20 protein-coding genes and 2 tRNA genes are annotated in these 19,139 nt (G+C 62.7%); 12 read left to right on the forward strand and 10 right to left on the reverse strand.

Translation table 11 applies throughout. The features are described from left to right. Positions 1–104: 104 nt before the first annotated feature. Positions 105–1,766 (forward strand): hypothetical protein, encoded by a 1,662-nt coding sequence (locus I2H31_RS22035; RefSeq protein ID WP_196295223.1) that lies wholly within the window; start codon positions 105–107, stop codon positions 1,764–1,766. 342 nt (positions 1,767–2,108) lie between these two features. Here the strand turns inward: I2H31_RS22035 and I2H31_RS22040 are convergent. The 8 genes from I2H31_RS22040 to I2H31_RS22075 all read right to left on the reverse strand — a co-directional run bounded on the left by I2H31_RS22040 (position 2,109) and on the right by I2H31_RS22075 (position 6,936). Next, positions 2,109–2,182 (reverse strand) — tRNA-Asn (locus I2H31_RS22040). A 111-nt stretch (positions 2,183–2,293) separates the two neighbouring features. Next, positions 2,294–2,743 carry a Rieske (2Fe-2S) protein gene (locus I2H31_RS22045; RefSeq protein WP_196295224.1) on the reverse strand — a complete coding sequence of 150 codons (450 nt, stop codon included), beginning with the start codon at positions 2,741–2,743 and terminating at the stop codon, positions 2,294–2,296. A gap of 129 nt (positions 2,744–2,872) precedes the next feature. Then, entirely contained in the window at positions 2,873–3,844 is a 972-nt protein-coding gene (ftsY, locus tag I2H31_RS22050) for a signal recognition particle-docking protein FtsY (RefSeq protein ID WP_196295225.1), read from the reverse strand. A 95-nt stretch (positions 3,845–3,939) separates the two neighbouring features. Further along, positions 3,940–4,104, reverse strand: coding sequence for a DUF4295 domain-containing protein (locus I2H31_RS22055; protein WP_196295226.1), 165 nt, complete (start codon positions 4,102–4,104; stop codon positions 3,940–3,942). A gap of 8 nt (positions 4,105–4,112) precedes the next feature. Continuing rightward, positions 4,113–4,295, reverse strand: a complete 183-nt coding sequence (rpmG, locus tag I2H31_RS22060) for a 50S ribosomal protein L33 (RefSeq protein ID WP_046245291.1) — start codon at positions 4,293–4,295, stop codon at positions 4,113–4,115. A gap of 253 nt (positions 4,296–4,548) precedes the next feature. After that, entirely contained in the window at positions 4,549–6,243 is a 1,695-nt protein-coding gene (locus I2H31_RS22065; protein ID WP_230687990.1) for an aminopeptidase P family protein, read from the reverse strand. A gap of 185 nt (positions 6,244–6,428) precedes the next feature. Then, complete coding sequence (rpmB, locus tag I2H31_RS22070) at positions 6,429–6,668, reverse strand: 50S ribosomal protein L28 (RefSeq protein ID WP_196285946.1); 240 nt, start codon at positions 6,666–6,668, stop codon at positions 6,429–6,431. Positions 6,669–6,753: 85 nt separating this feature from the next. Further along, positions 6,754–6,936, reverse strand: coding sequence for a DUF5522 domain-containing protein (locus I2H31_RS22075; RefSeq protein ID WP_196295227.1), 183 nt, complete (start codon positions 6,934–6,936; stop codon positions 6,754–6,756). An 80-nt stretch (positions 6,937–7,016) separates the two neighbouring features. Here I2H31_RS22075 and I2H31_RS22080 point away from each other — a divergent pair, with 80 nt between their 5' ends. The 6 genes from I2H31_RS22080 to hemB all read left to right on the forward strand — a co-directional run bounded on the left by I2H31_RS22080 (position 7,017) and on the right by hemB (position 12,386). After that, positions 7,017–7,526, forward strand: coding sequence for a hypothetical protein (locus I2H31_RS22080; RefSeq protein ID WP_196295228.1), 510 nt, complete (start codon positions 7,017–7,019; stop codon positions 7,524–7,526). Between the two features lie 64 nt (positions 7,527–7,590). Next, positions 7,591–8,844, forward strand: a complete 1,254-nt coding sequence (gene rocD / locus I2H31_RS22085; RefSeq protein WP_196295229.1) for an ornithine--oxo-acid transaminase — start codon at positions 7,591–7,593, stop codon at positions 8,842–8,844. Between the two features lie 139 nt (positions 8,845–8,983). Further along, complete coding sequence (locus I2H31_RS22090) at positions 8,984–10,120, forward strand: NAD(P)/FAD-dependent oxidoreductase (protein ID WP_196295230.1); 1,137 nt, start codon at positions 8,984–8,986, stop codon at positions 10,118–10,120. Between the two features lie 58 nt (positions 10,121–10,178). Continuing rightward, positions 10,179–10,715 (forward strand): hypothetical protein, encoded by a 537-nt coding sequence (locus tag I2H31_RS22095; protein WP_196295231.1) that lies wholly within the window; start codon positions 10,179–10,181, stop codon positions 10,713–10,715. Positions 10,716–10,788: 73 nt separating this feature from the next. Beyond that, entirely contained in the window at positions 10,789–11,400 is a 612-nt protein-coding gene (locus tag I2H31_RS22100; RefSeq protein ID WP_196295232.1) for a hypothetical protein, read from the forward strand. Next, positions 11,400–12,386 (forward strand): porphobilinogen synthase, encoded by a 987-nt coding sequence (gene hemB / locus I2H31_RS22105; RefSeq protein WP_196295233.1) that lies wholly within the window; start codon positions 11,400–11,402, stop codon positions 12,384–12,386. Before I2H31_RS22100 ends, hemB begins: the two co-directional genes overlap by 1 nt. 11 nt (positions 12,387–12,397) lie before the next feature. Here hemB and I2H31_RS22110 read toward each other — a convergent pair. Continuing rightward, a tRNA-Arg gene (locus tag I2H31_RS22110) sits at positions 12,398–12,469 on the reverse strand. A 40-nt stretch (positions 12,470–12,509) separates the two neighbouring features. Here I2H31_RS22110 and I2H31_RS22115 point away from each other — a divergent pair. The 3 genes from I2H31_RS22115 (at position 12,510) to I2H31_RS22125 (ending at position 15,388) form a co-directional block, all read left to right on the forward strand. Beyond that, entirely contained in the window at positions 12,510–13,013 is a 504-nt protein-coding gene (locus I2H31_RS22115; RefSeq protein ID WP_196295234.1) for a GNAT family N-acetyltransferase, read from the forward strand. A 156-nt stretch (positions 13,014–13,169) separates the two neighbouring features. Next, positions 13,170–14,171 (forward strand): NAD-dependent epimerase/dehydratase family protein, encoded by a 1,002-nt coding sequence (locus tag I2H31_RS22120; RefSeq protein WP_196295235.1) that lies wholly within the window; start codon positions 13,170–13,172, stop codon positions 14,169–14,171. A gap of 128 nt (positions 14,172–14,299) precedes the next feature. Then, complete coding sequence (locus I2H31_RS22125; protein WP_196295236.1) at positions 14,300–15,388, forward strand: glycosyltransferase family 4 protein; 1,089 nt, start codon at positions 14,300–14,302, stop codon at positions 15,386–15,388. A 115-nt stretch (positions 15,389–15,503) separates the two neighbouring features. Here I2H31_RS22125 and I2H31_RS22130 read toward each other — a convergent pair whose 3' ends face one another. Continuing rightward, positions 15,504–16,907: an APC family permease gene (locus I2H31_RS22130; RefSeq protein ID WP_196295237.1), complete on the reverse strand. Its 1,404-nt coding sequence runs from the start codon at positions 16,905–16,907 to the stop codon at positions 15,504–15,506. Positions 16,908–17,044: 137 nt separating this feature from the next. On the opposite strand from I2H31_RS22130, the gene I2H31_RS22135 reads away from it, so the two are divergent. Then, on the forward strand, positions 17,045–17,980 hold the full coding sequence (locus tag I2H31_RS22135) for a cation diffusion facilitator family transporter (protein ID WP_196295238.1): 936 nt from the start codon (positions 17,045–17,047) through the stop codon (positions 17,978–17,980). Between the two features lie 140 nt (positions 17,981–18,120). Further along, positions 18,121–19,050: a cation diffusion facilitator family transporter gene (locus I2H31_RS22140; protein ID WP_196295239.1), complete on the forward strand. Its 930-nt coding sequence runs from the start codon at positions 18,121–18,123 to the stop codon at positions 19,048–19,050. Positions 19,051–19,139: the final 89 nt, after the last annotated feature.

Here is a 19,139-nt window from a genome sequence, read left to right on the forward strand (position 1 = left end):
TTACCTCGCCCCCAACCACTTCGAATCCCAACTCAAAACCACGTACCAGTTCTGTCCGGCTTAGCTAGACCACCTCACAACCATATACCTCTTGCCTCGTAGCCTTGCTGGCATTATCCACTGCCCAGGCCCAGACGGGCAGCGTCGGCATTGGCACTATTGCCCCCGACGGCTCGGCGGCCCTCGACGTGCGCAGCACCGACAAGGGCCTGCTGATTCCGCGCGTGGCGCTGGCCTCGCTCACCGACGCCACTACCGTGGCCAGCCCGGCGCCGAGCCTGCTCGTTTGCAATACCACCGCGGCGCTGGGCGTGGGCTACTACTACAATGCGGGCACGGCCCGCGTGCCGCAGTGGCAGCGCCTGGCCACGCAGGCCAGCCTCGATGCCACCAACGCCACGGTCGCGGACCTGGGCACCACCAGCTGGCGCACCACCGGCAACGCCCTCACGGCCACGAGCCGGTTGGGCACCACCACCAACCAGTCGGTGGACCTGCTCACCAACAACGCCGTGCGTGGGCGCATGAGCAACTCCGGCGAGTTTTTTTGGGGTGCCACCAGCACCGCTCAAAGCGGCGACCTGATGAACGCCGTCAGCAACAGCTCTTTTCCTTTTGCCCTGAACGGGTACAGCAGCAATAACGGCAGCGGCGTATACGGAGCTATCCAGGGAACCAACACCACCACGTATGCCGCGGTGCAGGGCGAAAACAACTCCAACTCCGGCGGGGCCAATACAGCCGGCGTGCGGGGAGTTAACAGAAGCTATAACGCCGGCACCGGGTTTCGGGCCTTGCTGGGCACCGGGCCGCGGGCGGGGGTGGTGGGGGCCATTGCCCAGCCCGGCGCCTATGCCTTCGGGGTACACGGCACATCTCCGAGCTACACCAAGCGCACAGGGGCCGTGTTCGGCGACGACGGGGGCCTTTGCTACGGCGCGATGGCGTACTATTCCGCCGACAACCACGACTATTCCTTTTACGGGTTTGGCAACCCCGACAACATCACCACCGGTTCGGGCACCGGCCTGCAGGCCGGCCCCGCCGCCCCGGTGGTCAACACCCACATCGGCCTGGGCATCGACGGCGGCGTGCTCGGCGGCTGGGTGCGCGGGCAGGCGTACGGCCTGCTGGCCCGGGGCGAGCGCTACAACCTGTACGTCGACGGGGCGGCCGTCACGAACCAGCCCCTGACCCAGCTCGTGGCCCGGGCCAGCGGCGAGCGCGTGGCCGCCTACGCCCCCGTCGCGCAGCTCGGCCCGGGGCCGGGCCGAGCTGCGCGACGGACAGGCAGTGGTGGCGCTTCCGGCGGGCTTTGGGGCGCTGCTGGCCAACCCCCAGGAAGCCACCATCACCGTGACGCCCACCGGCGACACCCGGGGCGTGTACGTGGCCGAAGTCACCGAAAGCGGTTTCGTGGTGCGCGAAAACCAGGGCGGCCGCAGCTAGGCCGCCTTGCACTGGACCGTGAGCGGCCTGCGCCGCGACGCCCCCGCCGGGAAGCTGGCGCCCGAACTGCTGGCCCCCGACTTCGACGCCCGGCAGCGGGCCCTGATGCACAGCGACGCTGCCCCTACCGAGTCAGACCGCCATTTCTGGTGGGATGGCCAGCAGGTGCGCTTCGACGCCCCACCCCCCAAGCCGCAACGCGCGGTGCCCACGCCCGGCCTGCGGGCGCAGGCAGCCGATGCCGCCCAGTAGTAACGAAGCCCACGAAAAAGCCCTGGCAGTTGGCCGGGACTTTTTCGTGGGCTTGCGTGCCATGAGGCCCCGCGCCGCCCTCATCCGAAACCGAGCCATAACGCCAGCCCGTGATGAGCTGGCGGTAACCGTAATTATTAATGAGGCTTTTGTTCTATTCAACTGCTTCTCATCAATGGCTGGGAACGCCCCATGCCCGTAGGTACGTAGCCCAACCTCACCACAGTCTGCTACCCCTTACCCCGTGCTTCCTTCCGGTCAGCAAAGGTGGAGCGAACGAATGCCAAGCATCGTTTTTCTATTCCGCTCTTGCTGCAAAAAGGATGTAATCAATAAATACCCGCACTGAGTACAGAACCGGGGCAGTATGAAAAAGGCCTCTAGCATTGGTGCTAGAGGCCTTTTAGCGCTCCCTCCTGGGCTCGAACCAGGGACCCTCTGATTAACAGTCAGATGCTCTAACCGGCTGAGCTAAGGAAGCATTTTCATGCCCGAAACCCGGTTGTGGTTGTTTCGGACTGCAAACTTACGACCTTCTCCAAATAAGCGCAAGTCTGACGAACATTTTTTTCAAGAAAATTGTGCAGCACCCTCAGTTGGTAATGCTTAGGAGGTTACCTTGGAGGTTGACATTGTACTGTTTAAGGGGGCGCGGACTGGGGCCGCCACTGACCTGCCCGCGCAAATCAAATTGCGAATTGCAGCAGGAATCCCGCATAAATAAGCCCGAATTCCGGTCCAAGCTCACGATGGCGCAGGCATCGTAGGGCCGATAGGGGCAGTTGCGCTCGAAAGCCAGGTAGGTGCTGGCGTTCTGCCGCACCACAATTACCCCCTTGACGCCGCCGGTGCCGGCCGGGCCCTTCACCGGCAGGGTCACCGCGCCGTTGTCGAAGCGCAGCTTGACGTATTCTTGGCTGGTGAGGGCCAAGCTGAGGTTTACCGGCGCGTCGGGGATGAGCGGCTGCTCGTCGTTGCTGCTACCACAGGCAGCCACGATAAACCCGAAACAAACAAACAGGGGCACGAATAAATGGCGCATGAAAGAAAAGGGAAATGAGTTCCTGAGTACCTCGCAGGCGTTGCAACAGCGGCTGGCCAAAGGTCTTGTCTGCTTAAGGCCTCTGCCGGCCTTTTTGGTTCGCCGGTCGTCAACGCTACGCGGCCAGGCTTATTTCTTGAACAACGAATTCACGAACGTGTGGCGGTCAAATAGCTGCAAGTCCGTCATTTTCTCTCCTACCCCGATGTAGCGCACCGGAATGCTGAACTGGTCGGAAATACCAATAACAACGCCGCCACGGGCTGTGCCGTCGAGCTTGGTGATGGCCAGGGCCGTGACTTCGGTGGCCTTGGTGAATTCCTTGGCTTGCAGAAAGGCGTTCTGGCCCGTGCTGCCGTCGAGCACCAGCAGCACCTCGTGCGGCGCGTCAGGAATCATCTTCTGCATCACGCGCTTGATTTTGCTGAGCTCATTCATCAAATTCACCTTGTTGTGCAGGCGCCCGGCCGTGTCGATGATGACCACATCCGCGCCCATTTCCACGCCTTTTTTCACGGCGTCGAAGGCCACGGAGGCGGGGTCAGTGTTCATGCCGTGGCTCACCACGGGCACGCCCACGCGCTGGCCCCAGATGATGAGCTGGTCCACCGCCGCGGCGCGGAAAGTGTCAGCGGCGCCCAGCACCACCTTTTTGCCGGCAGAGTGGAAGCGGTGGGCCAGCTTGCCGATGGTCGTGGTTTTGCCCACCCCGTTCACGCCCACCACCATGATGACGTAGGGCTGGCCGGAGCTGCCCGCGCTGTCGAGCACGGCCATCGAGCCCGAGTTGTTGTCTTCGAGCAGCGCCGCAATTTCCTCGCGCAGGATGCGGTCCAGCTCCGAAGTGCTCACGTACTTGTCGCGGGCCACGCGGGCTTCAATGCGGTCAATGACCTTCACCGTAGTTTCGATGCCCACGTCGGCGTGCACGAGCAGGTTTTCCAAGTCGTCGAGCACGGCTTCGTCCACGGTGCTTTTGCCCACCACGGCCTTGCTCAGCTGCTCAAAAAAGCTGGTTTTGGTTTTTTCCAACCCGGCATCAAGCGAGGCTTGCTGGGCGGGCGTTTCCTTGTCCTTTTTAAAAAAATCGAAGAGACCCATGGGGAGAGAATAGTGGGGAATGGTACCCCTACACGCAAAAAGTCCCACGAAGGTGGGACTTTTTAACTTCTTGCATTGCCGAAGGCGGCAATCAATTACTTGTTGCCGGTGGCGAGGTATTCCTGCACTTTGTCGAGGAGCACCATTTCTTCTTTGAAGGTGTAGGCGCCCGTTTTCTCCGATTTCACGGCACGAATCACCTTAGCCCAGTTCTTGGCGTTCTCTGTGGTTTTCAGAGTTGCTACTACTTTCTTAGCCATTGTTCAGGTTATTTAATTTCCTTGTGAACGGTCATTTTCTTGAGGATGGGGTTGAATTTCTTCAACTCGATGCGCTCAGGGGTGTTCTTGCGGTTCTTGGTGGTGATGTAGCGCGAGGTGCCCGGCATCCCCGAGTTTTTATGCTCGGTGCATTCCATGATAACCTGCACCCGGTTTCCTTTCTTGGCCATCTCGACGGGGGTGTATGTTTTTAATTTTAGGACTGCAAAGGTACGGGTCTTTTTGGAAAACGCAAAGGGTTGCCGCGCAACTTTCAGTCGGAGAAGCAGAACGGCGGCGGATTGACGCCGTTGAGAATAGGAGGAACGTCATGCCGAGCGCCAGCGAAGCACCTTTACTGCAAGAGTAACTGAATACTCTCACGGTAAAGGTGCTTCGCTGGCGCTCGGCATGACGTTCCACGAATACCCTTCATTGAAGCTATTACTTCAGGTCTGGCAGCTTAAAGCCTTCCAGCGCGCTGGGCTCGGCCATCAGCTTCTCGATGTCGGCCACGGTGCGGGGCGCTTCGGCCGATAAGTTCTCGTAGCCCGTGGCCGTTATCAGGGCGTCGTCCTCGATGCGCACGCCGATGTTCCACCACTTGGGGTCGCAGGGCGAGCCGGCGGGGATGTAGATGCCGGGCTCCACGGTGATGACGTTGCCGGCGGCCAGCGGGCCATAATTGCCCCGGTCGTGCACGTCGAGGCCCAGGTAGTGGCTGGCGCCGTGCGGGTAATACTGCCGGAATTCTTCCTTCTTTTTGATGATGCCCAACTTCAGCAGGCCGGCGGCCACCACGTCCTGGGTGGCTTTGTTGGGGGCGTTGAAGTCGGCACCGGGCTTGCAGGCGGCAAAGCCGGCTTCCTGGGCGGCCAGCACCAGCTCGTAAATCTGGCGCTGGGCCGGGCTGAACTGGCCGGACGGCGGCGCGGTGCGCGTCACGTCGGCGGAATAGCCGTGGTATTCGGCGCCGCAGTCCATGAGCACGAGGTCGTTGTCGAGGCGCTGGCGGTCGTTGGTTTCGTAGTGCAGGATGCAGCCGTTGGCCCCGCCGCCCACGATGCTGGGGTAGCCCTGAAACTCGGCGCCGTAGCGGCGGTACACGTATTCGTGCAGGCCCTGCACTTCCATTTCGCCCATGTCGGAGCGCAGCAGCTTCATCACCTCGCGCTGGCCTTGGGCGCTGATACGGATAGCGCGGCGCAGCAGCGCCAATTCTTCCGGCGTCTTGACGGCCCGCAGCTCGTCGAGCTTCTCGCTCAGCGTGGCGTCGTCGAGGCGGCCGGGCGGGTGGGCCTCGATGGCCTTTTTGCGGGCGGCGTCGGTGGTGGCCGCCAGGAAATCCTTAATCAACGGCGAAGCGGCGATTTCCGGGGTTTCCTTTATGGCCTGGTTGATGAAGCCGGCGGCGCCGGGCCGCAGGCCGTAGCGCCGGGTCATGTTCTCCGCGTCCGAAACCGCCGCATTGTAGCCGGTGGTGAGGCCGGCCTGCTGGCGGAAGGTGGCCACGAGGTTGTGCAGGTCGGCGGGGTTGCGGCTGTCGTCGCGGGTGTCGGTGGGCAGGTTGTCGAACAAAACTTTGTCGAAATCGGCCCACGAAATGCCAGCGGCGGCAAAATCCTTGTTGTCGGCTGTGAACTGCAGGCCCAGCTGGTTTTTGGCCCCGGCCGCGCCCAGCCGCCGGCCCGTCCAGGACTCGCGGGCGGGGTTGCGGGGTTGGGTAAACAGCGCCTCGGTCACGCCCGGCTGCCCGCCCACGGTGCGCGGCTCCTTGAAGAGCAGCAGCACGGCATCGGGCTCCTCGTAGCCCGTGAGGTAGTGAAAATCGGGGTTTTGGTGGTAGACGTAGTCCACGTCGTTGGCCCGGTTGCGGACGGGCGCGGCAAACAGCACGGCCACGCCTCGCGCCGGCAATTGTGCCCTTAGCAACTCGCGCCGCTGTTTGTGGAAGGCGGGCGACAGAAAATCGGTGGGCCGGGCGGGCGGCGCAGCGGCCGTAATGGGCTCGGGCACCGAAGCGGGCTGCTGAGCCACGGCCGGGAAGCCGGCCAGCCCCAGCATGCCCAGGGCCAGCAGCGAAGTAGCCCGCCGCAACCGCAGCGGCGAAAGGGGGTTCGTGTTGAATTGGGGCCGCATATTCATCGAGAGATAAAGAAGACCAAACCGAAATGCAAGGTAGCCGCCAATAGACAAAGCCAGCGCCGATACAGTTGCCTGAGGGCAAGCGTACCGGCGCTGGCTTTTAGAATGAGCAACCAGGAATAAACCCGTAGCAAAGCGACTCTCGCCTTCCCTGCCACTGGTTATTCAGTGCTAAAAATCTAGTAGACGATGAAGCCCTGCTCCTTGGCCTTCTTCAAGGTGGCCATGATGCCGTTCTTGTTGATGGTGCGGATGGTGGAGGTAGCCACTTTCAGCGTAACCCAGGCGTCTTGCTCGGGCACGTAGAAGCGCTTTTTCTGCAGGTTCGGATAGAACTTGCGCTTGGTCTTGTTGTTAGCGTGCGAAACGTTGTTGCCAACGCGGGTACGCTTGCCGGTCAAATCACAAACACGGGCCATGATATCGGAGGGTTAATTAGTTACAAAGCAGGGAAACGGGCCGCAAATATCGGCAAAAGTCTGGCATTCACCAAGCGCCCCGCCCTTATTTCTGGTCGGATGCGCCCTGAGCGCCTGCTTTGGGCCGAAATTTCCACGGGCAATGGCGGCAGCCGCTGCCGCAACAGCTGCCCCGGCGGAGGTGGTACTGCTCCGTGAACACGAGGTAGCCTTCAGGTGTGTAGTAAAAATCGCCGGGCTGAAGCGGCTGGGGTGTGGGCGCGGGCATGAGTGCATCAAAGTTACGCCCGGGGCCGTTGGAAGAATTTTGGGTGGTATCTTGCTGTGGCTAACATTCTATTATTTCCTATGAAAACACCTTTTCGCCGGGCCCTGCTCGTGGCCATAGTGGCGGGCGTAGGCCGGGGAGGCCTGCTGCTCGCGCAAGGCACTACGCCCGTGGTGCTGACGGACGCCACGACCCCCGCGGGCCTTCGCCCAGCTTTATCCCGCAACGAAACCGCTCTGGCCGACCCCATGCGGGAAGCCCTGCGCACGCTGCCCCAGGCCAAAAAGCGGTTTCTGGCGGGCCTGCCCACCGGCGACCAGTTCCTGCTGTCGGTGCGCGTGCTGGCGACGGACACCAGTTTCCGGCAGGCTTCGGCGCGGGTGCTGGGCTGGCACGGCAACACCGTGCAGGCCCTGCTGCTGCCCGACGCGGCCAGCTCGACCGCGCCGGTGGAACCGGTGCCGGTGAGCTTCCCCGAAACCGCCGTGGTGGACTGGACGCTGCTGCGGGCCAACGGCCGCGAGGAAGGCAACTATGTGGGCCGCTACATCGATACCTCGCGCCAGCTGGAGAACATGCCGTTTCGTTAAGATTCGACCGGACGGGGCGAAAAAACGTACTTTCGCGGGCTCACCATTACTCCCACCCAACCCCATGCAAAGCACCGCCTCCCCCACCGCCACCAGCCGCCGCGCCGAGCAGCTGATGCAGCTCGAAGACCAGTACGGCGCCCACAACTACCACCCCCTGCCCGTGGTGCTCGCCAAGGGCGAAGGCGTGCACCTGTGGGACGTAGATGGCAAGCATTATTACGATTTTCTTTCGGCCTACTCGGCCGTGAACCAGGGGCACTGCCACCCCCGCATCATCGGGGCGCTCACGAAGCAGGCCCAGCAGCTCACGCTCACGTCGCGGGCGTTTTTCAACGACCAGCTGGGCGCGGCTGAAAAGCAGCTTTGTGAGCTGTTTGGCTACGACAAGGCCTTGATGATGAACTCGGGCGCTGAAGCGGTGGAAACGGCCCTGAAGCTGGCCCGCAAGTGGGGCTACCAGGAAAAAGGCATCGCGCCGAACCAGGCCCGCATCATCGTGGCCGAGCACAATTTCCACGGGCGCACCACGGGCATCATTTCCTTCAGCACCGACGCTGACAGCACCGGCGGCTTCGGGCCCTACATGCCCGGCTACCAAGTGGTGCCTTACGATGACCTGGAGGCACTGGAAGAAGCCGTGAAGGAGCCGCACGTGTGCGCCTTTCTGGTTGAGCCCATTCAGGGCGAGGCCGGCGTGATGGTGCCGTCGGAAGGCTACCTGAAGGCGGCCGCGGCCATTTGCAAGGCGCATCACGTGCTGTTCATTGCCGATGAAATCCAGACCGGGCTGGGCCGCACCGGCAAGCTGCTGGCCTGCGACTACGAGGGCGTGCACGCCGACATCCTAATCTTGGGCAAGGCCCTGAGCGGCGGCGTGCTGCCGGTGTCGGCGGTGCTGGCCGCGGATAAAATCATGCTCACCATTCAGCCCGGGCAGCACGGCTCCACGTTTGGCGGCAACCCGCTGGCCTGCGCCGTGATGCGCGCCGCCCTGGACGTGCTGCACGAGGAGCGCCTGACCGAAAACGCCGCCCGGCTGGGCGAAATCTTCCGCGAGCGGATGCGCCAGGTGCAGGCCCAACGCCCCGAGCTGGTGGACCTCGTGCGCGGCAAAGGCCTGCTCAACGCCGTGGTCATCAACCCGACTGACGACGGCCGCACTGCCTGGGACGTGTGCGTGACGCTGATGGAGCGCGGCGTGCTGGCCAAGCCCACGCACGGCGACATCATCCGCTTCGCCCCGCCGCTGGTGATTACAGAAGAGCAGTTGCACGCTGCCTGCGACGTAATTTCGGAAGTGCTGCTGGCCTTTTAGAGGTAGTTATTCAACTCGTCTGTCATCCTGAGCGCAGCGAAGGACCTTCGCACGTGGGCATGCTATGTGTCCTGACGTGCGAAGGTCCTTCGCTGCGCTCAGGATGACAGACGGCTCGAACAACCGTTTGATTTGCTGCATGCCTGACACCAACTTCTCTTACTGGGAATACCAATCCTTCTTCGGGCCGGCCGATGTGGCCATTATCGGTGCGGGGCTGGTGGGCCTCACCGCGGCGCTGTATCTGAAGCGGCGCCGGCCTCACTGGCACGTGGTGGTGCTGGAGCGCGGCGAATTGCCCAGCGGCGCCTCGACCAAGAACGCGGGTTTTGCCTGCTTCGGGTCGATTTCAGAGCTGATGGAGCAGGAGAAGCGCGGCGACTTGCAGGCCGTGGTGGCCGCTCGCTATGAGGGGCTGGGCCGGCTGCGTGAATTGCTGGGCGATGCCACGCTGGATTACCGGCCGGTGGGCGGCTACGAGCTTTTTCGCCACGAAGAAACGGCGCTGGCAAACGAATGCCGCGCCAAAATCGACTACTTCAACGCGCTGCTGGCGCCGGTGGTGGGCCACGCCCGCACCTTCCGCGACGCGAGCGGTGAGGCCGGCTGCTTCGGTTTCCGGGGCGTGGGCACACTGCTCAAAAACGAGCACGAAGGCAGCCTCGACGCCGGCCGCATGATGCGCGCCCTGCTCCGCCAAGCCTGGGCGTCTGATGTGCCGGTGCTCACCAACTGCGCCGTGGAAGCCATAGAAGCTGCCGGGCCCGGGCAGTTGGTGCAACTGAGCAACGGCGTGGCTCTGGCAGCCGGGCAGGTGTTGCTGGCCACCAATGCCTTTGCCGCCGAGTTGCTGCCGGAACTGGCCGTGACGCCCGGCCGCGGGCAGGTGCTGGTTACGGAGCCGCTGCCGACGGTGGCCATGCCCGGTACGTTTCACTACGACCACGGCTACGCCTATTTCCGCCAGTTGCCGGACCGTCGCCTGCTGCTGGGCGGGGGCCGCAACCTGGATTTCGCGGCCGAAGCCACCACCGCGCCGGGCCTCACCAAGCCGGTGCAGACTTACCTGGAAAACCTGCTGCACGACGTCATTCTGCCCGGCCAGCGGCCGCGCATAGACTACCGCTGGAGCGGCGTGATGGGCTTTGGGCCGGCGCTGGCGCCCATTATCGAGTGGGTGCGGCCGGGCGTACTGGCCGCCGTGCGCTGCAACGGCATGGGCGTGGCCCTGGGCGCCGGCACCGGCTGGCGGGCCGCCGAAAAGCTCGCCAAATAGCGGAAACCAGGTAATATTCGTACAGCCATTCAGCCAGTACAATCTTCAGCTTACCCTCATGCCTTTTGCTACGCGATTTCGCTTGTTCCGCTTCCGTTTACTGGCCCTGCTGGTGCTGCTGGCCAGTGCGGCCAGCAGTTGCCAGAGCAGCCGGGCGAGCTTCTCGTTCCAATCAATTTCGCTTTCGTCGCCGGTGCGCGTTGCTGAAAAGCCTGTGAAATTGGTGGACTCGATGGCGGCGGTGAGTGTCCCGGTGCGGGCGGGGCATCCGGTTGCGGCCACGCTGCCGGCGCCGCGGCCGCAACCGGTTGGGCGGGTAAGCAAAACGTCTGCAGCTGCTGTTGTTCCCGCTGAAACCACCCCGGCTAAACTAGCCAGTGCCCCCGCCCGGCACCGGCGGGCCTGGCTGGCGCGGCCCCGCGCCGCCACCGAAGCCGGACTGGGCACCACGGTGCTGGGGGTGCTGGGCCTGATAATGCTGCCCGTTGCGGCGCTGGGACTGATTTTGAGCGGCGGGGCGTTGGGCTGGATAATTGTGGGTGGGCTGGCGGCCCTGGCCGTGCTGGTGGCGTGGCTGGACCCATTCGGAGAATAATCAATCCCGGGTTTAAGACGACCTTTGTGCCGGCCCTGCCCGGCTCGTTTGCCCCAATTCTTCACTCACTCCCATGAATACACCACGATGCGGCTGGGTTCTCGTAACGGTGGCGTGGGCATTGTGCAGTAGCGGGTGCCGGAGCACGCACGCTTCCTTTCCGTTTCACAACACTGCCCAGCAACGGGTGTCTCAGGCGCCGCGTGAAGCTGCCGTGACCGTTTCGGAAACAGCAGCGCAAGACCAGACGGTGGCTGCGCCGCGCGGCATCGCCGCCGGAAGCCACCGGCCTCGCCAACGTCCGCAGTCAGCCGCTTGTGATGCAAAGCCCCGCACCTCACGCGTCCATAGCCAAGCGCTGGCGGCCACCCGGGTCTCCGTTCGTTCGCTGCCGGCCGATTCCACCAAGCGCCGGTTTCGGCGAGTCCTGCGCAGCGAGCAACCGCTTCCCAGACCGGCGACAGAGATTGGCCTGCTTGTTTTTGGCGCTTTAGAGCTTCTTGCAGGCTTGTTGTTGAGGCATTCGGCTGTAACGGGTGCCAGGGCCGGCGCCGCCATCGGCGAGAGCTTGGGGAAAGCCTACGGTGCTGCCATTCTCATTGTACTGGGTGCCATAACCCTGCTGGCGGCGCTCATCATTTTCGTTGTCAACGATTCTAAAAAACGCAAACACTCTCCTTCTTAATGCTTCCCACTCACCGCCCCCGCCGCAACCGCAAGTCCGCCGTCATCCGCGACATGGTGCAGGAAACCCGCCTCACCGCCCACGATTTCATTTACCCCATCTTCATCACCGAAGGCCAGAACCAAGCCGAGGAAATCAAGTCGATGCCCGGCATCCACCGCTTCACGGCCGACCGCGTGATTGACGAAATCGGAGCCTGCGTGGAATTGGGCGTGAAAGCCTTCGCCCCTTTCCCCAACATCAACGAAGTGCTGAAGGACCCCATGGCCCGCGAAAGCACCAACCTGGAAGGCCTCTACCTAAAAACGGTGGCCGACATCAAGCGCCAGTTTCCGGAAGTGGTGCTGATGACCGATGTGGCCATGGACCCCTACAGTTCCGACGGCCACGACGGCGTGGTGGACCCCGACTCCGGCGAAATCCTCAACGACGCCAGCCTGGAAGTGCTGGGCCAGATGGCCCTGGCCCAGGCCCGCGCCGGTGCCGACATCATCGGGCCGAGCGACATGATGGACGGCCGCGTGGCCTGGATTAGGCGGGTGCTGGACGAGAACGGATTCCAGCACGTGAGCATCATGAGCTACACGGCCAAGTACGCCTCGGCCTTCTACGGCCCGTTCCGCGACGCTCTGGCTTCGGCCCCCAAGAAAGGCGACAAGAAAAGCTACCAGATGAACCCCGCCAACAAGCGCGAGGCCCTGCGTGAGCTGGCCCTGGATGAGGCCGAAGGCGCCGACATGGTGATGATAAAGCCCGCCCTGAGCTACCTGGATGTGATTCATGAGGTGAAAGCCCACACCCACCTGCCCGTGACGGCCTACAACGTTTCAGGGGAGTACGCCATGGTGAAAGCCGCCGCCCAAAACGGCTGGCTCGACGGCGAGCGCACCATGATGGAGGTGCTCACCAGCATCAAGCGCGCCGGGGCCGACGCCGTTCTGACTTATTTCGCCAAGGAAGCGGCCGCCGTGCTGCGCCGCGGCTAGGGCCGCAAAAGTGGTTCCGGCAGGGCTCGAACCCGCATTGGCTGGTTCGAAGCCAGCTGTCCTATCCATTGAACGACAGAACCAGATGTTTCCCGCAAATGTATCGGCCCCGGCCCTTGTGAAATGATTATTCGTCGCGCGCTGCCGGCCGATGTGCCCGCTATTCTAGCCCTGGTGCGGCGGCTGGTACCGCTGATGCAGGCCAGCGGCAACTTTCAGTGGTCAATTGACTACCCGAACGAAGCCGTTTTTGTGGCCGATATCACGCAAAACCACCTCTGGGTGGCCGAGCTAGGTGGCGCGCTGGTGGGCGTGGCCGCCCTCACGCAGGACCAGGACGCGGAATACGCCCAGGCCGACTGGGACGTGGCCGAGCCCGCGCTCGTGACGCACCGGCTGGCGGTGGACCCCGCCGCCCAGGGAAAGGGCGTGGCCCTGGCGCTGATGGCGCAGGCCGAAAAGCAAGCCGTGGCGCAAAAACTAAAGGTGCTGCGCGTCGACACCAACTCCGAAAACGCCGCCACCCAGCGGCTTTTTCCGAAGCTGGGCTACCGGTTTGCGGGCGAAATCACGCTGGCGTTTCGGCCGGGGCTGCGGTTCTTTTGCTACGAGAAACGGTTGGATTAACCCCCTGCCCGGCCCGGGAGTATACCCCCCGCCCGCAGGCAGGTTTGCGCGGCGGGTTGGCCGGGCAGGTAAAATCGCCGAACTTTGCCCGCTGAAACTCCCCACTTTACTTATTTCAGCGCCGGGCCAGACCTGCGGCCGGGCGCCATCTCTGATATGATTACATCTCTCGTTACCGGCGGGGCCGGCTTCGTTGGGGCCCACGTGGCCCGCGAACTTCTCAAACTGGGCCACAAAGTGGTGGTGCTGGACGACTTGAGCGGCGGCTTTGAGGAAAACCTGCCCCACGCGGCGGAATCGACGTTCGTGCACGGCTCCATCCTCGACCACGAGCTGCTGGCCCGCCTGTTCGACGAGCATCAGTTCGACTACGTGTACCACTTGGCCGCCTACGCCGCCGAGGGCCTGAGCCACTTCATCCGCCGCTTCAACTACCAGAACAACTTGGTGGGCAGCGTGAACCTGATTAACGAGAGCATCAAGCACAAAATCAAGTGCTTCGTGTTCACCTCCAGCATCGCCACCTACGGCGCCCTCACCCCGCCCATGCGCGAGGACATGACGCCCCAGCCCGAAGACCCCTACGGCGTGGCCAAGTACGCCGTGGAGCTCGACCTGAAGTGCGCCCACGAAATGTTCGGGCTGAACTACGTGATTTTCCGCCCCCACAACGTGTACGGCGAATACCAGAACCTCGGCGACCGGTACCGCAACGTGGTGGGCATCTTCATGAACCAGCTCATGCAGGGCAAGCCGCTCACCATTTTCGGCGACGGCCTGCAGAAGCGCGCCTTCTCCTACGTGGGCGACATCGCCCCCCACATTGCCAACTGCGTGAACGTGCCGGAGGCCTACGGCGAGGTCATCAACATCGGCGCCGACCAAGAATACACCGTGAAGGAACTGGCCACCACCGTGATGGAAAGCATGGGCCTGGAAGGCATGGTGCGCCACGTAGAAGCCCGCAACGAAGTTCAGATTGCCTGGGCCGACCATTCCAAAGCTCACCGCCTCTTTGGCGAAGGCCGCGCCACTACCCTGCGCGAAGGCCTCGACCAGATGGTGGACTGGGCCAAGCGCACCGGCATCAAGAAAAGCAGTAAGTTCGAGAACATCGAGGTGATGGAGAAGCTGCCGCCCGTGTGGCTGGAAGACTGATTCCGAATACTTAGGTGTCATCCTGAGCGCAGCGAAGGACCTTATCAAGCCCGAACAAGTCGTTCAAACGTGATAAGGTCCTTCGCTGCGCTCAGGATGACCGTTTTTTATCCCAGTTTCCCTTACCAATGAAACGCATCCTCTGGGTGGCCATGCACCGGCCCGACCGCTCGCCCTCGCAGCGGTTCCGCTTTGAGCAATACATCGACTACCTGCGCGAAAACGGCTTCGACAGCGACTATTCCTACCTGATTTCGGCCGAAGACGACAAGGTGCTCTACAGCCCCGGCAACTACTTCGGCAAGCTGAAAATATTCCTCAAAAGCGCCGCCAAGCGCCTGGGCAACGTGCTGGATTTGGGCAAATACGACATCGTGTTCATCCAGCGCGAGGCGTTCATGATTGGCACCACGCTGTTCGAGAAGCTATTTGCGAAGTCGAAGGCCAAGGTGGTGTTTGACTTCGACGACTCCATCTGGCGCAACCAGGGCGAGGCGGTGGGCGCCAACACCAAGCTGCTCTTCCTCAAAAATCCGGACAAGACCAAGGACATCATCGCCGCGTCGGACCTGATTTTTGCGGGTAATGAGTACCTGGCCAACTATTCGCGGCAGTTCAACAAAAACGTGGTGATTGTGCCCACCACCATCGACACTACCGAGTACGAGCGGGCGAAGCTGCCGCCGCACCCCGGCCGCGTGTGCGTGGGCTGGAGCGGCAGCTTTACCACCATCGAGCACTTCGAAACAGCCATTCCGGCTCTGCGCAAGCTCAAGGCCAAGTATGGCGACAAGGTGTATTTCAAAGTCATCGGTGACGGCAGCTACCGCAATGAGGAACTGGGCATTGTGGGCCTACCCTGGCGCAAAAACACCGAGATTGAGGACCTGTCCGAAATCGACGTGGGCATCATGCCGCTGCCCGACACGGAGTGGGCCAAGGGCAAGTGCGGGCTCAAGGGCCTACAGTACATGGCCCTGGAAATTGCCACGCTCATGTCGCCGGTGGGCGTGAACTCGACCATCATTCAGGACGGCGTGAACGGCTACCTGGCCAACCAGCCCGACGAGTGGGTGGACAAAATCAGCCGCCTCATCGATAACGAAGCCCTACGCCTGGAGATGGGCCGCGCCGGCCGCCAGACCGTGGTGGACCAGTATTCGGTGATTTCGGAGCGCGGGCACTACCTGCAACTGTTCCGCGAGCTGACGGCGTAGCGTCTACAATTTTTGGCCTGTCATCCTGAGCGCAGCGAAGGACCTTCTCACCGCTGAACAGTTAATGTTCTAACGTGAGAAGGTCCTTCGCTGCACTCAGGATGACAGGCTTTTTTTACGCCTGCGCAAACGGCCACCGCTTCAAGCTCCGGCTCCAGAGCAGAAAGGCTACAGTGCCCAGTGCCATCATACCCAGCGCGGCAAACTGGAAATAGAGTTTGAAATGCACGCCGCCCCACGTCACCTCGGCCGGCGCGATGCCCACGAACACGAACAGCCAGACGATGATGGCCAGAATGACCGGCAGCGGATAGAGCGGCATCTTGAACGGCAGCGCCGCCGTGCCGCGCCGGCGCCGCAGCAGCACCAGCCCCACGGCCTGGCCCACGAACTGCACCAGAATGCGCATGGCCAGAATGGCCGATATCACCTCGCCCAGCCGGAACAGCAGGCTGAACACGAAGCCCACGCCACCCAGCAGCAGCAGCGAGACGTAGGGGAAGTTTTTGGTGGGGTGCAGCTTGCCGAACACGGGCAGAAACTCGCCATCGGCCGCCGCCGCGTAGGGGATGCGCGAGTAGCCCAGCAGCACCGCAAACAGCGACGCAAACGCCACCAGCAGCACCATGCCCGTGGCCACCGTGGCGGCCGCCGGCCCATACAGCCGCTCCACGAACACGCTCACGATGAACTGCGATTTGTCGCCGGCACTGGCCTGCCAGCCCTGCACTTCCTGCCAGGGAATGACGGTGCCCACGCTCCAGTTCAGCAATAAATACAGCGCCGCAATGCCCAGGATGCTGAGGAAAATGCTGCGCGGAATGACTTTTTCCGGGCCTTTGATTTCGGCGCCGAGGTGGCACACGTTGTAGTAGCCTAGGTAGGAATAGATGGTTTTGACGGCCGCCTGGCCCATGGCCACCGAAATGAGCAGGCCCGGCAAGGCTGGAAAGCCGCCCGCCGGGAAGATGTCGACGTGGTGGTTGGGGTGCGTGAGGCCGCCGAAAATCAGCCAGACCATCAAGCTTAGCACGCCCACCCACAGGGCCACGCCCAGCTTGCCGATGTCTTCGATGCGGCGGTAGAGCAGCGCGATGAGCAGCAGCACCACGCCGCCGGCCACGGCTTTGGGCTGCCACCACTCCGTCATGGGCACGAGGTAGCCGAAGTATTGGGCGAAGCCGATGGCGCCCGAGGCCAGCACCAGCGGCGACTGAATGAGCGTTTGCCACACGTAGAGGAAGGACATATAGCGGCCCCACTTCTGCTCGCCGTAGGCCAGCTTGAGGAAGCGGTAGGAGCCGCCGGCTTCGGGGTAGGCGGCGCCCAGCTCGCTCCAGATGAGGCCGTCGACGGAGGCCAGGGCCGCGCCCACCAGCCAGGCCAGCAGGAAATTGGGCCCCATGAAGCCCATGACGAGCGGCAGGGTCACGAAGGGCCCGATGCCCACCATATCTATCATATTCAACGCCGTGGCCTGGACCAGGCCCAGGCGGCGCTGCAAAGTGGGTGCTGACATGGGGGCGAAAGTAGCGCGGACTTTGTAGTCCGCGGCGCCGCGCCGTTTGGGAATCGTTCGGGCGTCCGTCGGGGACGCGGACTACAAAGTCCGCGCTACTTTCCAACGTCGGCCCAATCTACTGCGTAAGCCCCGGCATGAGTTCGGCCGCTTCTTCCTCCAAATTTGCCATTTACGGCGCCATCGGGGCCAACGTGGCCATTGCCGCGAGCAAGTTTGTGGCGGCGTATTTCACCGGCTCTTCGGCCATGCTCTCGGAGGGCATTCACTCCCTCGTGGACAGCGGCAACGGCGTGCTCATCCTGCACGGCGTGCGCCAGGCCGAGAAGCCCGCCGACAAGCGCCACCCCTTCGGCCGCAGCAAGGAGCTGTACTTCTGGGCCCTGATTGTGGCCATTCTGGTGTTTTCGGTGGGCGGCGGCATGTCGTTCTACGAAGGCATCGAGCACCTCAAGCATCCCGCGTCCCTCTCCGACCCCACCTGGAACTACTGGGTGCTGGGCCTCTCGCTGGTGTTTGAAGGCATTTCCTGCTACCTGGCTTTCAAAGCCTTCAACGCCGACCGCGGCGACGCCGGCTTCTGGGAAACCCTGGGCCGCAGCAAAGACCCCGCGGTGTTTGCCATTCTGCTCGAAGACCTCGCGGCGCTGCTGGGTTTGGTCATTGCGCTGGCCGGCGTGTACGTGGGTCATCTGCTCAACAATCCCTACCTCGACGGCGCGGCGTCCATTGCCATCGGCACGCTGCTGGTGGGCGTGGCGCTGTTTCTCATCTACAAAACCAAGCGCCTGCTGGTGGGCACCGGCGTGGATGATGAAACCCAGGACGCCATCGAAGCACTGGTGCGCGCCCAGCCCAACATCGACCAGGTAGGCCCGCCCCTCACCTCCTACCTCGGCCCGGCCGATGTCATCCTGGCGCTCGACGTAGAGTTTGCCCACCACCTCACCGCCGAAGAAATCGAACACGCCATCGACGCCCTGCAGGACGTCATTCGGGCCCAATACCCGGAAATGAAACGCATTTTTGTGGAAGCCAAGTCGCTGTCGAGCCGCGCGACGGCGCAAGCCTGACAGCACGAATCTTGGTCGTCATGCCGAGCGGAGCGAAGCATCTTTACTGCGAGAGTAAATGAATGCATTGCGCGGTAAAGATGCTTCGCTCCGCTCGGCATGACGTTCTTTACCCCCTTTATTTAATATTCTCTTCCTTTATGGCCGACGCCAACGCCTCTAAACTTTCCCTCTACGGCGGCATTGCCGCCAACGTCGCCATTGCCATCAGCAAGTTTGTGGCGGCGTATTTCACCGGCTCCTCGGCCATGTTGTCGGAGGGCATTCACTCGCTGGTGGATACCGGCAACAGCGGCCTGCTGCTCTACGGCACGGCCCAAAGCCAGCGCCCGGCCGACGCCGAACACCCCTTCGGCCACAGCAAGGAGCTGTATTTCTGGGGCCTGATTGTGGCCGTGCTCATCTTTGCCATCGGTGGCGGCATGTCGTTCTACGAAGGCATCAAGCACATTCAGCACCCCGAGCCCATCGAAGACGCGACCTGGAACTACGTGGTGCTGGGCCTCTCCTTCCTCTTCGAGGGCATTGCGTTTTACCTCTCGGTGAAGGCGCTGCTGGCGCAATCTACCGGCAACGTGGGCTTCGTGAAGATGCTGCGCACCAGCCGCGACCCGGCCGTTTTCGCTTCCGTGATGGAAAACCTGGCCGCGCTGGTGGGCCTGGCCCTGGCCGGCCTCGGCGTGTTTTTGGGCCATCTGCTGAATAATCCCTACTTCGACGGCGGCGCCTCCATTGCCATCGGGCTGCTGCTGATGCTGGTGGCCGTCTTTCTGGTGGGCCGCACCAAAGGCCTGCTGGTGGGCACCGGCGTCGACGCCCTCACGCTGGCCAACCTGGAGCGCATTGCCCGGGCCCAGCCGCAGGTGCGCGAAATCCGCTCGCCCCTCACCATGTACCTCGGCCCCAACGACGTCATCATGGCCCTCGACGTGGACTTTGCCGACAACCTCACCTCCACCGAAGTGGCCACCGCCGTCGAGCACTTGCAGGACGCCATCCGGGCCGAACACCCGGAGGTGCAGCGCATTTTCGTGGAGGCAAAGAGCCTGGTGCAGGCCGCAGAAAAGTAGCGCGGACGTTGTAGTCCGCGTCCCCGCGCCGTTAGCGTCGTTCGGGTATCGTCCGAAGACGCGGACTACAACGTCCGCGCTACAATAAC

Source organism: Hymenobacter ruricola (assembly GCF_015694525.1).
Classification (GTDB): Bacteria; Bacteroidota; Bacteroidia; order Cytophagales; family Hymenobacteraceae; genus Hymenobacter; species Hymenobacter ruricola.

Excerpts from the sequence above, each read along its gene's own strand:
- I2H31_RS22045 (WP_196295224.1), bottom strand. The coding sequence starts at position 2,743 with ATGCGCCATTTATTCGTGCCCCTGTTTGTTTGTTTCGGGTTTATCGTG.
- ftsY (WP_196295225.1), bottom strand. The coding sequence starts at position 3,844 with ATGGGTCTCTTCGATTTTTTTAAAAAGGACAAGGAAACGCCCGCCCAG.
- I2H31_RS22055 (WP_196295226.1), bottom strand. The coding sequence starts at position 4,104 with ATGGCTAAGAAAGTAGTAGCAACTCTGAAAACCACAGAGAACGCCAAG.
- rpmG (WP_046245291.1), bottom strand. The coding sequence starts at position 4,295 with ATGGCCAAGAAAGGAAACCGGGTGCAGGTTATCATGGAATGCACCGAG.
- I2H31_RS22065 (WP_230687990.1), bottom strand. The coding sequence starts at position 6,243 with ATGCGGCCCCAATTCAACACGAACCCCCTTTCGCCGCTGCGGTTGCGG.
- rpmB (WP_196285946.1), bottom strand. The coding sequence starts at position 6,668 with ATGGCCCGTGTTTGTGATTTGACCGGCAAGCGTACCCGCGTTGGCAAC.
- I2H31_RS22075 (WP_196295227.1), bottom strand. The coding sequence starts at position 6,936 with ATGCCCGCGCCCACACCCCAGCCGCTTCAGCCCGGCGATTTTTACTAC.
- I2H31_RS22080 (WP_196295228.1), top strand. The coding sequence starts at position 7,017 with ATGAAAACACCTTTTCGCCGGGCCCTGCTCGTGGCCATAGTGGCGGGC.
- rocD (WP_196295229.1), top strand. The coding sequence starts at position 7,591 with ATGCAAAGCACCGCCTCCCCCACCGCCACCAGCCGCCGCGCCGAGCAG.
- I2H31_RS22090 (WP_196295230.1), top strand. The coding sequence starts at position 8,984 with ATGCCTGACACCAACTTCTCTTACTGGGAATACCAATCCTTCTTCGGG.
- I2H31_RS22095 (WP_196295231.1), top strand. The coding sequence starts at position 10,179 with ATGCCTTTTGCTACGCGATTTCGCTTGTTCCGCTTCCGTTTACTGGCC.
- I2H31_RS22100 (WP_196295232.1), top strand. The coding sequence starts at position 10,789 with ATGAATACACCACGATGCGGCTGGGTTCTCGTAACGGTGGCGTGGGCA.
- hemB (WP_196295233.1), top strand. The coding sequence starts at position 11,400 with ATGCTTCCCACTCACCGCCCCCGCCGCAACCGCAAGTCCGCCGTCATC.
- I2H31_RS22115 (WP_196295234.1), top strand. The coding sequence starts at position 12,510 with ATGATTATTCGTCGCGCGCTGCCGGCCGATGTGCCCGCTATTCTAGCC.
- I2H31_RS22120 (WP_196295235.1), top strand. The coding sequence starts at position 13,170 with ATGATTACATCTCTCGTTACCGGCGGGGCCGGCTTCGTTGGGGCCCAC.
- I2H31_RS22125 (WP_196295236.1), top strand. The coding sequence starts at position 14,300 with ATGAAACGCATCCTCTGGGTGGCCATGCACCGGCCCGACCGCTCGCCC.
- I2H31_RS22130 (WP_196295237.1), bottom strand. The coding sequence starts at position 16,907 with ATGTCAGCACCCACTTTGCAGCGCCGCCTGGGCCTGGTCCAGGCCACG.
- I2H31_RS22135 (WP_196295238.1), top strand. The coding sequence starts at position 17,045 with ATGAGTTCGGCCGCTTCTTCCTCCAAATTTGCCATTTACGGCGCCATC.
- I2H31_RS22140 (WP_196295239.1), top strand. The coding sequence starts at position 18,121 with ATGGCCGACGCCAACGCCTCTAAACTTTCCCTCTACGGCGGCATTGCC.